Raw genomic sequence first — 14,020 nt, 5'->3', positions numbered from 1 at the left:
AGCTATGTTTCATCAACGTTTGTTGTTCAGTTTTCAAGGTTCATTTCGTAAGTCACCTTAGCGACATTTATTATCTTACAAGAGTATTCTTCATACGTCAACACTTTTTCAAAAAAAGTTTTATTTTTTTACGCTTATTTTCTGTTCAATACAAAAGCGCAACTACAAATACCTTTTCATCATACTGATTTGCGCAACATAATTCAACTACGAATTGAAAATAATTGACTTGTTTATTGTGCAAAAGTAAGTGATTGTGTAAATTTCCAAGTGCTTTCTTTAATCGAGTCGCACGTTTGGAGGCAAATGGGATGCTAGATCAATGTAACCGCTACATTCAAGTTGCCATCTTTTTTCGTGAAAGACGTCGCGTAGTTGTATAAAAAAACTGCGCTAATTGTCCAAATCGACTTTTAGCACAGCTTCGTTTCTACTGTATTATTTGAAGTAGCTTTGCTTGCTGCAAACGTCGTTTTAACGTCAAGCCAACTGTCGCAGCAATACATGCTTTAACGATACCTGCTATCATAAACGGTAATACGCCCGATATGAACGCTGCTGACCACGTTAAGTTCGCAAATAATTTTAGCCATAGCGCGCCAAACAGCAGCGTTACGAACATGCCAATAATATTTGCTATAACAGCATGAACGTACGTGTAGCCAAATTTTTCGAAGTAAAGACCTATAATCATTGCGGTCGGGATGAAGCCGATAATGTAACCACCTGTAGGGCCGACTAGCACGCCTAAGCCACCTGAAAATGCAGTAAATACTGGTAAGCCGATTGCACCGAGCATAATATATAAACAAACTGCTTGTGTGCCATATTTTTTCCCGAGCAATGTTACGACTAAGCCAATCGCTAACGTTTGCCCTGTAATTGGCACGAGCGGTAACGGGATCATCACTTGTGCAAGCACTGCAATAACAGCTGCACAAAATGCTATATAAACGAGTGAACGTGTCGTGTCCATAAAAAAGCCCCCTTTGTTAACCAAATATTAATACAGGTTAACAAATAGAGCAAGTGTTATTTTTTCATCGTTGCGAGTAATTGAGAAACTTGTACATCATACGGTGGATATGCAAATTGGCAATACGCACCAACTGCCATCGTCGCCTCTCTAAACAGCACTTGTATGTCCGTTAATACGTCAAGTAAACGTTGCTCGGTCGCAATGTTATATGTCGCAAGTAGCTGCTCATAGCGCGCTCGTGATAAATATTGTGGCAGTTGGCGATAATGCTTGCCGATATGAATCGTAAACTGATGCTCACTTGCAGCTTGCCACGTTATCATTTGAAGCAGCGATTTACGCACGAGCTGTTGGAAATGCTCCGCAGCTGGTAAAAACTCCTGCTTCGCTAAGCTTTTAACAACGTACGTAGCTCCCCACCAAAACGAGCTACAACACTCATTAAACACTTCAATGCTTGGCGGTTCAACCGCGTCTAGTTGTACGTTGGCGGCAAGCTGGTCTTTGTCGAGCAACACTTGCATTTCCTGCTCATCTAATTGAAGTAATTGCTCCATATCTTCCTTCGATAACAGTTCAATCGCAATTCGATTTCCGTCATCGAATAATAGTAAGTATGAAAAATGCTGCTCGCTCGGTGGGAATAGCATTAAATTTTGAGGCATGTGTGCGGTAAGCTGTGTCACAAATTGTTGCTGCCATACGTCGTCATGCTGAAGCTTCTCGACATGCTGAGCGGCGAATGCGACGTCAAGTGCATACGCAGTGCCGTCTTGCTGTTCAGCGACGATTTGCTCCGCTTTTAACACGACCATTCGAATATTAGTATTTTGCTGCACGCTCGCGAGTAAGCTTTCTAGTAGGTTTTCTTTCAGAAGCATCTTTGTCCCCACCTTTCTACTTAATTCTACCTCTTATTATACATTCTTTCCTTATTTTTAGAATGCTAAGCTGTTTTGAACGAACTATTTATGAAAATCGCTTATACTATTGCGTATGAGGTGATGTTATGGAGGAAATTGCGGCATTACAGCTCGAGCATGATATTGAACAATGCTTATGGACGTGCATTGAGCTATATGAGGAAGAACGATACGTACAGATGGCGACTACTTTTTCCGTTTTACTTGCACAATTACAGCGCGAGCAATATATTGATTATGCATTCGCTGTCTTAGTAGAGCCGGATGCTTGTTTACCACAGGCGCGTCTATTACTCCAAAGCTTACAGCACGCCCAAGCGCGAAAAACACATAAACGAAAGCTATTGACGCATCGACAAATTTTGCGGGTATGGCTCCGTCAACATAAAGCATTTTCGTATGAATTTTTACCGAATACTTTTTAAACGAAAAAATCCAGCAGAGACTACCCCTGCTGGATTTTTCGCATTATTTTTTCGCTGCGTCATACGCTTCGATCCAGTCGCTAAAGCTGCCGACGTACACTTTCACGTCCTCATAGCCCGCTTCCTTTAATAATGTAAATACTGGTGAAGCTGTAACGCCACTGCCGCAATATACGACAACCGGTTCGTCCTTGCTTACCGTTTGTGTGAGCGCATCCGTTACGACTAGCTTGCCGTCTTCTTTTGCTTGCTCCCAAAAATAGTTGCGCGCTGTCGGAATGTGCCCAGCAACTTTATCAAGCGGCTCGACCTCACCACGGTAGCGGGCTTCTTCACGCGCATCGAGTAATACTGCTTGCACGTCACCATCGACAATCGCTTTAACGTCGTCGCGCGATGCATATAACTGCGGCTGCCAGTTCAGTGTAATATTTGTCGGTGTTACGTCAACCGCTTCTGCGTTAATAGGAAGCCCCGCTGCTACAAGTGCCGAGAAGCCGCCGTTAACAATTGCGATATTCGTAAAGCCTGCATATGCGAGCATGTAATATACACGCGATGCAAACGGTGCGCCACCTTGGTCGTAAATGACGATTTCGCTATCTAGCTGTAAGCCAAGACGCTCAAACAATTGCTGAAGTTGTGCGTGCGACGGCATCGGATGACGACCGCGATTGCTCGTCATGTCCGATACGTCTTGCTCTAAATCAACGTAGCGCGCGTTATGAATATGCGCTGCGTCATATTGCTCCTTGCCCCACTGCTTGTTTTGTAAGTTGTAGCGTGCATCTAAAAAGATGGCGTCACGCGAAACGTCCGTTGCTTCGACAAATACTCCCATGTCATTCGCCCCTTATGCGTATTGTAGCTTGTTATGAATTTCTTTCCAGCTTTGTAACTGGCTTTCTTCTTGCAGTAACATGCGCTCTGTCGCAATTTGCTCATGCGCTTGGTCTACTAAATAGTTCGCTTGACGATCTGCTTCTTGCGTAATGTAAGCAAATGCCCATTTTTGTAAGTTTTCTTTTTCTGCATCTAAAAACTTTTGTGCATCTGGCTTCGTTAATTTCTCTAACGCATCACGTAAGTTTTCTTTTTCGTTTTTCTCAAAGAACGCTTTCGTGTTTTTGAAGTGCGATTTTACCGATACGTACGGTGCTTCTGATTGGAACGGACCTGCAAACTCTAACAGCGATGGCTCTGCCGCTTCGTATGCAAGGAACGAGAACGAATTGTTTTTCTCCTTTAAGCTTTGTACGTTTTCTTTGTACAGCATAAGTAAGCTACGCTGAATGTACTGCGCTAGACGGAAGTTCGTTACGCGTAATTCTTGCGCTAAGTCGAAGCTTAAGCTTTGCAGTACTTCTTTTAACGCTACTTCTAACGCTTGCTGTGCCGGCTGATGTGCAAATGTTGCCGGGTTGTAGCTTTCGCGGAAGAAGTCAGGGTAACGGTAATACACGCGCTGTAATAAGTAATACAGTAACTCATCAAGCTCTTGCTTCATGTCTGATTCCAGCATTGATGTACGTGGTACGCGGTAATACTTTTCAATATCTGTTTCTAGCTGCGTTAATTCTTTTAAACGCTCTTCTTTACGCGATAAGTTGTGCTCTGTTTGTGCAATTAAATCGCTTAGACGCTGCTCTGTTTTGTCTACTTCTTCTGCAAGTGCTTGAACAGCAAGTGCGCGCAGCTCATCATTTAAGAATGAATGGAACGCTGATTCAAACGGCTTCATACCTGATGCGAAGTCGCCTTGCTCTACTTTTTCCTTCAGTGCTAATAAGCTTGATACGCCGTATAAACGTGGGAAGCGAATGCCAAAGCGTTGTAGTTCTGTACGCACATAGCCTTTTACGTCCTCTGCTTCTTCCTCTGTTGACGCTAAGTCGATCGCGTTGACGATAAAGAACATTTTATCTAGCTCAAACGCATCTTTTACACGACCTAATTGAATTAAAAACTCGCGGTCTGCTTTAGCAAATGCGTGGTTGTAATACGTAATGAATAAAATCGCATCAGCGTTACGAATGTAATCGAATGCAACGCCTGTATGACGCGCGTTAATTGAATCCGCCCCTGGTGTATCTACAAGTGTTACACCCATGCGCGTAATCGGTGAATCATAGTAGAAGTCAATGTTATCAACGAAGCATGAGCGGCTTTCTTGAGCAACGAATTTTTCAAAGTCTTCACGGTTAACTCGCAGCGTTTGCCCTAACTGATCTTTAAACTGCGGGTAGCCGATTTCATATGCGCGAATGAACGATTTATGAATGTTTAAACGCTCGTCTTTTAACGGCACCGCTAATCCTTCTTGTGCGCGAGAGAACGCTTCCTCAAGTGAGTTGACTTTTAAGCCGATTACTTCGTATGACGCTTGAATATCCTCTAACATCATGTCCGCTGTTTTTAACACAACGTCCGCTGTTTCGTGCGGATGCTCTGGTGATACCGGACGAATTTTATTAATGGCCGCTGTCGTCGGGTTCGGTGATACTGGTAATACTTTAGAGCCCATTAACGCGTTTGAGAATGATGATTTCCCTGCTGAGAACGCACCGAATAACGCGATTGTGAAGTCACGCTTCTCTAAGCGCTCTACTTTTTTCGTTAAGTAGTCCGCAACTTCTGTGAAGCCGTGTACATCTTTTACAAGGTTTGCTGTATGCATCGCACGGTCGATTACTTCGTCCACTGGTAATGTCGCGATCGGTGCACGCTCAACTTGTTGCTCCTCTTGTACTGTTACTTCTTTCGGTTTTAGCATCGATTCGTCAAATAGGCGAATTTCTGCAAGTGATTTTTCGTAATCGCGCTCCCAACGCTCTAAAATTAATTTAGATGTTGCACGGTTTTCGTTGCTTACTTGGTGCATCATAAGCGCTGATGCTTCTAAACGTTGCTCCACGTTCACAACCGCTTTAATAACGTCAATTTTTTCCTGCATCGCTTCGATCTTCTTTTTCACCGGACCTGATACTTCAGTCGCTAAGTTTTGAAGCGCCGCTGCTGTTTCCTTTTTCCAAATATCACTTTGCTCGATATAGAAGCGATTTGTCGCCTCTGCAACGCGGTTTGCGAAATTGAGTAATGCATCGCCCTCTGTACCAGCGTTCTTTTGAATTTGTGCATCAATAATGTCTGTACCTGGCACGTATTCAATCGCATCAATTTGTGCTGCGCGCTCCTCCGTTAATGCCCCTACATCGCGAAGTGCTTGCTTCATTACACCTTTTAAATGCCCTGTTACTTGCTGGCTCGTTACGTGGTGATACGCTTTTTCCACTGCTTGACGACGACGTTCACGCTCCTCGTCTGCCTTCGCTTTTCCGCCAAATAAATTGCCGAAGAAGCCGCCTACTTTGAAGTCATCTTGCTTACTAATTAAATATTCGCGCAGTAAATCGCGGAAATCTGCTGGGATGATGACCGATTTTGTATTCGTTAAAAGCTCTTTACGTGCATCTTCAAAGCGCTCAATCCAGTCGTCAACGTTTAATAAATCCTTTTGCTGCGTTAAACGGTGATATTGCGTCAATAAATCATCACGGTGCTTCCAATCATCTTCTGATACAAGCTCCGTACTATCCATCATCAGCTGCTCTTTTTCAGACGTTAAGTAATCGGTATGCTCATCTTGTAATTTTTTCAGCGTATTTTCCGCCGTTTTTACAAGCTCATCTTGCCAACCTTCCATACTGTCCATCACAATTTTTTTCACCGTTTCGAAATCGTTATGCGGGTGGTCTTTTTGCTTTAGCGACGTGAAGAAAATCGCTTTTGGCTCAACGCCCCACGCTGCGAACGATTGATGCACCGATTGCTTAAACTCGTCAAACGATAGCTCGTTATCTTTATGCTTATCGATTTGGTTAACGATTAAATAAACGTTCGGGTTGTATTTCATGAGCTGCTTCGTAAATTGGAAGTTTAACTCTGATTGCACGTGGTTGTAGTCCATCGTGTAAAATACGATATCGGCAATGTGCAGCGCTGATTCAGTAGACATCGCATGCGCGTCGTCTGTTGAGTCAACTCCTGGTGTATCCATTACCGTAACGCCTTGTGGTAAGTTTGAACCAGCATGACCGATTTCAATCATTTGTACTAAGTCGCCGTTTTTACTTAGCTCTTTTACCGTTTTGTACTCATAGCCTGCTTCAAACTTAACCGGCTTGTCATTATGCATGTAAACGATCGCATAATCTTCATCTGCCTTATGCACTTTTACAATGTTGGCACTCGTTGGAATTGGACTTGCTGCAAGTAAATCTTCACCTGATAAAGCGTTGATCATACTCGACTTACCTGCTGAGAAATGCCCCGCAAAACCGATAACATATTCTCGTTGAAGAAGCTTGCGCGCAAACAAAGCCGTTTTTGCATGGCGCTCGTCATCTTCATTATTTTTATACAAAAGTGATTGCACAGCTGCCTGTTTTAGCAGCTCTTGTAAATTTTGCTCGAATACGCTCATTTTGTTGTATAAATTCCCTTCTAGTTTCTTAGTATGCCTTATATTCTAACACGTTTTACCGCTTGGTGAATGTAGAAATATTCGATTTTTTCGATTTCTGCCGACAATTTCCTGTTCTTCACTACTGTAGTATTTTGTGCGCATATATTTTATTGCGACTTATTACGTGATATGATGAATAGTATACATGAGTTCGAACGAGCAATTGACGCATCAACTTTCTTTGCACCGCGTTAAGCAGCATACATATGACACGCTTTGCACTTGAAAATTGTCAAATATATATGGAATAGGTGGAATTTATTATGAGCACGTCAAAACATATTCAAACAATCTTAAACGGCACAATCCAAGCATTAAAAACAATTATTCCTCTTGAAGTAACAATGGGCGCACCTGCAATGACAACAGAGCCGTACGAACAACAAGAAATGGGCGTATTAATCGGCATCGTTGGTGATTTGAAAGGACGTATCATTTTAGACTCAACACCTGCCTCGTTCTCAAACATCGGTAATATGATGTTCGGCATGCCGTTAGAAGGCGAAATGCTTGAGTCATTTACAGGAGAATTCGGTAACATGATGGCTGGAAATCTTTGCACACAAGTCGGTCAAAACGGCTTAGAGCTAGACATTACACCACCTACCGTTATGGTCGGTCATACAAAGTTATACGGCTTCCAAAAAGCATTCCAGCTGAAAGTAACGATTGCAACAGTTGGTGAAATTACCATTTTATTAACAATCGATGAAGAAAACTAAGTTTTGCGCATAAAAATACCATTCGAAAAATGTTCGAATGGTATTTTTATTTAATCACGGTCAAACAAATATTTGCGTGAATCCGCTTCAATACGACGATCACAATCATCACACGAAAACTTTTCAGCGCGGTTCTTTTTATATCGCATATATTTTGCCGTCCCTTCTACTAATAAAAATGGTTGCTGACAAAAGCGACATGTCACTTCATACGTAATCATCCATTCACCTCTTAAGACAGTAATACTAAACTAACGGCCATAACCGCCATTCCCGCAACGAGCCCGTAAATAGACGAATGCTCCTCATCATACTTTTTCGCAGCAGGTAGCAGCTCGTCAATCGAAATGAAGATCATAATGCCCGCAACCCCCGCAAATACAATACCAAACATCGTGTCCGTTAAAAATGGCATTAACAATACAAATGCGACGAGCGCTCCGAGTGGCTCTGACAACCCGGATGCAAACGACCATTTAAATGCTTTCATGCGCTTACCTGTCGCATAAAAAATCGGAATCGCGACCGCAATACCTTCTGGAATATTATGAATCGCTACTGCAATCGCTACTGCTACACCAACGCTCGGGTCTTGAATGACAGACATGAACGTCGCAATGCCTTCTGGAAAGTTATGTATTGCAATCGCTAACGCTGTAAATAAGCCCATTTTCATTAAGCGCTCTGCTTCGATATCGTTTTGCTGTAGCTGTGCTTGCTGTACGTCCTCAACCGATTTCACTTCATGTGGATTGTTCGCCTTTGGAATGAAACGGTCAATTAACGCAATTAACAGCATCCCGCCGAAAAATCCTGCAAGCGTTAACCAGTAGCCTGTTTTTTCTCCGTGCTCACCGACGAGCGCATCTTTTGCTTTCACAAAAATTTCAACGAGCGATACGTAAATCATGACGCCAGCTGAAAAACCAAGTGCGAGTGATAAAAACTTTTTATTTGTTTGCTTCGTAAAAAATGCAATTAAACTCCCAATCCCCGTCGCTAAACCTGCAAACAACGTTAATGCGAACGCAAGCAATACATCTGAACTCCATGCAAGCTCCATGTATTCACCTCTTTACTATAATGATTTTCGTTCATCATACCGAATAAGTTTCCTGAGCGCAACTTTTTTACACTCACGAAATAAAACGTCGCACACGAAAAGATTACATGACGACGTAAAAAAACCATTAGCGGACAATATCATCCACTAATGGCTACTCGTTCCTTAACAAACGTTTCTAGTAATACCGGAATCGTCTCTGCTGTCCGTCGCAGCTCGGTCGCTTCGCCGTACATCGCATACGGCGCGTTACCGAGTGCGCGGTAGCTGTTCACCGCGACCGTATAATACGCATCGTCGCGCATCAACTCATTGCCGACGTAAACGTTCGAAACACGCGCATATGCAGGTGCATCCCACCGACACGTATACGTTACACCGCCAAAAAAATCAAACTGGTATGGCTGCAGTGTGTTCGGATATACGTTGAGCGCGTAATCGAGCTGCCCGTTTGGATGCTGAGCTAACACCGCCATGCTTTCTTCAATCGCCAGCTTTATTGCCGCACCACTCATGCTCATCGTCACAAGTACGTTATCGCGACCGTACGCACGTAAAATGTCTTTACGCTTTACGTGCTGTGGCAGTCCACCTGCTTCGTTGAAAAATAGCTCCGTAACAGAAATTTGCGCGCCACTGACTGCTCGTTGGAATGCATGAAACCAATCAATATACGGATGCCCGTGAATGATCACGTTTAACAGTCCGTTATATGTATAGCTTTTCTCTAGCGTACCGATCTGCTCCTCTAGCCACGTTTGCACCGCTTCTGGCAACGGTTGCTCCTCCGCCACGTCATGAATAACAGCTGTTACACGTTGCTCTGCCACCGTAATTTCCGCATAACTGTAGCCGTTAGAGCCTGGCTGCACGTACGCTACCCCATTTTGATGACCGTTTAGCCGCATATGCTGATGTCCGGTAATAAGCAAATCAATTCCTTCTATTTGTAATAACTTTTCAGCTTCGTTCTCACCGCTACCGTCGTCAAACTGCCACGCGCCGTTTGGATCTTGTTGAAAGCCACCGTGATAGCTGACGATGACAAAGTCCGGCTGCTCCTTTGCCCGAATAAGCGGTAGCTGTGTGCGTACCGCTTCTGCTGCCTGTTCAAACGTGACATGTTTCGTATAGCCACGCTCGTCCCATTTTCGTGTAAAATGCGTCGTCACCCCGAGCACGAGCACACGCATACCGTGAATCATTTTCACGATATATGGCTGTGCAAAATGACCGACATTACAGCTAATCCACGGGAAGCTCGATTGCTCACGCAGCTCCGCAAACCGCTGTGGTGATTCGTTAAATTCATGATTGCCGATAATGAGCGCATCGTAGCCCATCGCATTGGCCAAATCGATGAGCTGACTGCGTGCATTGTGCGCATTGTCATACATATGCGTAAAGCCACCTTGCAGTAAATCACCGTTATCGATTAATAAGTCGGGCTTTTTTTGTGCAACGTGCTGCGCGATCGTTTGTAGCCGCCCGTATTCTCCGTGCACATCGCTCGTGACGATGATTGAAAATGATTTACAAGTCATACAGCTTCGTATATTTGTCGCGTAAGTAAGTCGTTAAGTACGTCGGGTTTAGCCCTTCACCCGTACCTTCATGTAACAATTCAAACGGCTTTTTCAGCGCGCCATGACGATGCACACGCTCCGTTAACCATTCGCGAATTGGCGTTAAGTTGCCACTTAAACATAGCTCGTCGAAGTTTGGAATGTCTTTGTCCATCGCATGCTTCCATTGCGCTGCGTACATGTAGCCGAGCGCGTATGACGGGAAGTATCCGAAGCTGCCATCTGACCAGTGCATATCTTGTAGCACACCTTCTGCATCGTTTGCTGGGCGAATGCCTAAATACTGCTCATATAAATCGTTCCAGCGCCCCGGTAAATCCGCTACTTCCAGCGTGCCGTTAAACAAATCGCGCTCAAGCTCATAGCGTACGATAATATGCAGCACGTACGTTAGCTCGTCCGCTTCAATGCGAATGAGCGACGGCTTCGCAAAGTTAATCGCCTTTAAAAAATCGTCCACCGCAACGTCTCCAAACTGCGCAGGTGAATATTGTTGTAGTAGCGAGAAATTATGCGTCCAAAACTGCTCGTTACGCCCGATGAAGTTTTCATAAAATAGCGACTGTGACTCGTGAATGCCCATTGACGTACCTGTGCAAAGCGGTAAACCAGTTAAGCTTTCGTCAATATTTTGCTCATATAGCGCATGCCCACATTCATGAATGACGCCAAAAATCGCTGAACGGAAATCCGCTTCATCGTATTTCGTCGTCACGCGAATGTCGTTACGGTTTAGCTCAATCATAAACGGATGCACTGTCTCGTCTAAACGACCTGCGTCAAAGTCATAGCCAAGACGCTGTAAAATTTCGATTGCCACTTGTCGCTGCCCGTCTTTTTGGAAATGCTGAAATAACATATCCGTATTTGGTTGCTGCCCTTTTGCGACAATTTGCTGCACGAGCGGTGAAATGACGCTGCGCACTTGTGCAAACACGTCGTCTAAAATGTCGGTCGTCATGTCCGGCTCGTATTGGTCTAGCAGCGTGTTGTACGCCGATCCGTTTTTCTCCCCCCAGTAGCCGATAAACTTCTTTTTCCACGCGACCATTTTTTCTAAATGCGGCGCAAAAATCGAAAAGTCTGCCTGCTCCTTCGCTTCTTCCCAAGCTGCTTCAGAGCGCGACTTATCAATCGTAAATTGCTCATACTCCGCAACCGGAATTTTTTTGTTTAAGTCGTAATCTTTACGCAGTTCCTCGACTAAGCGCTTCGTCACGTACGGCAATTCATCAAGCTTTGCCTCTAGCTGTGTGAGCATATCGCCTAGCTCGTCTGCTGTTGCCATTTGGAACGACTGGCTTGCGAGCGTACCGATGACGTTCGCGCGCTGCTCCAGCCCTTTTTTCGGTGCACCAGTGCGCATATCCCAGTACAGGACGCTTAGTGCCTCGTCATAATGCTTCATCTTTTTTACGTAATCGATTAGTTGTTGTTCCATGTTGATCACCTCTCGTTTATAGTACGATGAATTGCTCGAAATAGCCAACACAGGTGCATCGAATGCATTAGTGATTTATAATGTACGCTCCATTCGGCTCGCTTTCCTGGGGCGTGGCTTGAGCCTCCTCGCCATTCGTACCTCATGGCTGTGGGGTCTCAAGGCTCACGCTTTTCCCCAAGGAGTCTCGCCGATTACGCTTCCATCATGCTACCTCCGCACAGTATATACGTACATACAAAAAGAGCCTACAAAGCAATCATCGCTTCGTAAGCTCTTCATTAATTATTGCGGATCGACTGGTAAAATCGGTAAGAAGTGCTCTTTTACTGCTTGTTCTTCCTCATTACATAAAATCGTAATTTCACCGCGGTCGTTCGATGTACGAATTAAGCGTCCCATCCCTTGCTGCAGGCGCAGTTGCATGAACGGTAGCTCCACTTCATCAAACACGTCCTCTGCAAATGAACGTTTCGCATCAAATAGCGGATCGTGTGGCGGGAACGGTAAGTCAAAAATAACGACGCGCGTTAACGCCTCCTCCGGTAAATCAAGCCCTTCCCATAAATGGTATGAGCAGAGCACTTGTACGTTACCTTGCTGGAAGTCGCGCACGATAGCCGATAGCTCGCGGTCACCTTCAAATACGTAATCATATAACTCATCTTCCGTTAGCTCCTCTTTAAACGTAAGCATCGACTGCTTCGATTTAAATAGCATTAACGTTTGCTCACCTTGTGCTACAACGTCACGGGCTGCTTGTACTTTCTCCGCCTGCGTCACGTCCTTCACATGAATTTTCATTACTTCGTCGTAATCAAACGGTGATGGCACCGAGAAGTTTTGATGCTTTTTCACACCTAAGCTATATGCGATGTATGAGAAATCTTTGTTTACTGATAACGTTGCCGATGAGAAAACAATCGGCATTTTTTTCGAGAACAGCTTTTCTTCTAGCACTTCGGTAATTAAGCGCGGCATAATGACAAGCGTGCTGCGACCGTCCGTTTGCTCCAACCAGTCAACTGCATCCGCCTTTGAAATAAAGATATTTAGCGCTGCCTCGTAGTTTTCAAGAAACTCCTCTGCCATGTTTAATTCGTACTCTGGAATCATGTAAAGCTCTGATTCAAAAACGAAATCCTCCATTAGCTTTTCTACATCGGCGATTAATTGCTTACCGATTTGTAGAAGGCGTGCTGATTTGTTAATACGTTTACGCTCATTATTTGTTTCTTCAACATCCTCAAGCAATTGATCAAAAAATAGCTCGTGGTCATCTTGTAGTCTTTCCATTGAATATAGCGTGCGCTCACGAACACCATCGACCATTAAACGCTCCAGCATTTGTACGATTGTGTCGCCTTGAATTTTATACGTCATTGCCTTTTGTGCAGCATACTCTAGTAAATGCCCTTCATCGAGTACGATCATCGACACTTCTGGTAGTAGCGCCATTTGACCTTCGCGCTCGCGTGACTCTTTCGTTGCTAAATGCTCCATTAAAAAGTCTTGTGAGCAAATAATTAAGTCTGTCGATTGGCGGTAATACGCACGGTGAAGCGTTTGGCCACAACGGTTACGCACGTCACATACAGCACATTGCATCACTTCGTTGTAGTTTACTTTCGCCCAGTTTTCGTCGCTTACAGACGGGAAATCGCTACGCTCTCCGTATGGTGCAGCATCCTTTAGCGCCGACTGTGTAAACACGTCCTCAGGAATATTCATCGCAATTTCGTCAATCCAATGTACTTCCTCATCGTCCCAATCAATGTTTTTCACAGCGTCTGAATTGAGTAAATCGATTAAGCTGCGTTCCTTTGATTGTGAGAAAATCGAATCAATTAAGCTCGGTGTCTCTGCAGCAGGTAACGTTTCGTCTTTTTGTTCCTGTAGCTGTGCTGCCTCATGCTCACGCTCTGCATATTCGAAACGTTTTAAACATAAATATTGGTCGCGTGATTTCGCTAAGCGCACGTCGATATTTAAACCTAAATGCTCGCGTAGCTTATGCACGTCGCCACCTTCTTTTACGAGCTGGTCAATTAACGTTTCGTCTGCACATGCAATTAAAGCAGGGCGTCCTGTATAACGCGCATACGAAATGGCTGGCAATAAATACGCAATCGTTTTCCCTGTACCAACGCCCGCTTCTGCGAACAACACATTTTTCTCCTTCAATGCTTGCTCGATTTGGTATGCCATAAAAATTTGCTCATCGCGGCACTCAAAGCCTTTTTCCGGTAACTCGTCATATAGTACGTCGCCCATCCAGTCGCCTAAGCTTTCAAAAAATGAGCGCTCCTTCGTTAATTCAAATGGTAATGATTGTCTCATAAAAAATCCCCCTCTA

Annotated in this window: 11 protein-coding genes; 2 read left to right on the top strand and 9 right to left on the bottom strand. The window is 44.3% G+C overall.

Translation table 11 applies throughout. The annotated features are described in order from the left end of the window. Positions 1-430: 430 nt before the first annotated feature. The gene (locus tag A6K76_RS02340) at positions 431-976 is read right to left on the bottom strand and encodes a biotin transporter BioY (RefSeq protein ID WP_066461697.1); all 546 of its coding nucleotides are present in this window, start codon (positions 974-976) and stop codon (positions 431-433) included. 56 nt (positions 977-1,032) lie between these two features. Beyond that, positions 1,033-1,860, bottom strand: a complete 828-nt coding sequence (locus A6K76_RS02335) for an aminoglycoside 6-adenylyltransferase (RefSeq protein ID WP_066461695.1) — start codon at positions 1,858-1,860, stop codon at positions 1,033-1,035. 128 nt (positions 1,861-1,988) lie between these two features. On the opposite strand from A6K76_RS02335, the gene A6K76_RS02330 reads away from it, so the two are divergent. Continuing rightward, positions 1,989-2,327, top strand: coding sequence for a hypothetical protein (locus tag A6K76_RS02330; RefSeq protein WP_066461694.1), 339 nt, complete (start codon positions 1,989-1,991; stop codon positions 2,325-2,327). Positions 2,328-2,370: 43 nt separating this feature from the next. Here A6K76_RS02330 and A6K76_RS02325 read toward each other — a convergent pair whose 3' ends face one another. Both A6K76_RS02325 and A6K76_RS02320 read right to left on the bottom strand, forming a co-directional pair. Further along, positions 2,371-3,168, bottom strand: a complete 798-nt coding sequence (locus tag A6K76_RS02325; protein WP_066461693.1) for a sulfurtransferase — start codon at positions 3,166-3,168, stop codon at positions 2,371-2,373. A gap of 12 nt (positions 3,169-3,180) precedes the next feature. Beyond that, on the bottom strand, positions 3,181-6,810 hold the full coding sequence (locus tag A6K76_RS02320; RefSeq protein ID WP_066461692.1) for a dynamin family protein: 3,630 nt from the start codon (positions 6,808-6,810) through the stop codon (positions 3,181-3,183). Between the two features lie 305 nt (positions 6,811-7,115). On the opposite strand from A6K76_RS02320, the gene A6K76_RS02315 reads away from it, so the two are divergent. Continuing rightward, a complete protein-coding gene (locus tag A6K76_RS02315) occupies positions 7,116-7,574 on the top strand; it encodes a chemotaxis protein CheX (RefSeq protein ID WP_066461689.1) in 459 nt (152 codons plus the stop codon). A 50-nt stretch (positions 7,575-7,624) separates the two neighbouring features. On the opposite strand, the gene A6K76_RS16710 is transcribed toward A6K76_RS02315, so the two are convergent. From A6K76_RS16710 to A6K76_RS02295, 5 genes are all read right to left on the bottom strand, one after another. Further along, the gene (locus A6K76_RS16710; RefSeq protein WP_169817974.1) at positions 7,625-7,795 is read right to left on the bottom strand and encodes a hypothetical protein; all 171 of its coding nucleotides are present in this window, start codon (positions 7,793-7,795) and stop codon (positions 7,625-7,627) included. Between the two features lie 11 nt (positions 7,796-7,806). After that, entirely contained in the window at positions 7,807-8,637 is an 831-nt protein-coding gene (gene zupT / locus A6K76_RS02310) for a zinc transporter ZupT (RefSeq protein WP_066461687.1), read from the bottom strand. Positions 8,638-8,777: 140 nt separating this feature from the next. After that, positions 8,778-10,181: a bifunctional metallophosphatase/5'-nucleotidase gene (locus A6K76_RS02305; protein ID WP_066461684.1), complete on the bottom strand. Its 1,404-nt coding sequence runs from the start codon at positions 10,179-10,181 to the stop codon at positions 8,778-8,780. Next, positions 10,171-11,664 carry a carboxypeptidase M32 gene (locus tag A6K76_RS02300; RefSeq protein ID WP_066461682.1) on the bottom strand — a complete coding sequence of 498 codons (1,494 nt, stop codon included), beginning with the start codon at positions 11,662-11,664 and terminating at the stop codon, positions 10,171-10,173. The genes A6K76_RS02305 and A6K76_RS02300 overlap by 11 nt, the downstream gene beginning before the upstream one ends. Positions 11,665-11,949: 285 nt before the next feature. Next, the gene (locus A6K76_RS02295) at positions 11,950-14,004 is read right to left on the bottom strand and encodes an ATP-dependent DNA helicase (RefSeq protein WP_245671942.1); all 2,055 of its coding nucleotides are present in this window, start codon (positions 14,002-14,004) and stop codon (positions 11,950-11,952) included. Positions 14,005-14,020 lie beyond the last annotated feature (16 nt).

The sequence above is a fragment of the Caryophanon latum genome, assembly GCF_001700325.1.
Taxonomy (GTDB): Bacteria; Bacillota; Bacilli; order Bacillales_A; family Planococcaceae; genus Caryophanon; species Caryophanon latum.
The sequence above is the reverse complement of the archived record's forward strand: the minus strand, read 5'-3'. Positions and strand labels throughout refer to the sequence as shown.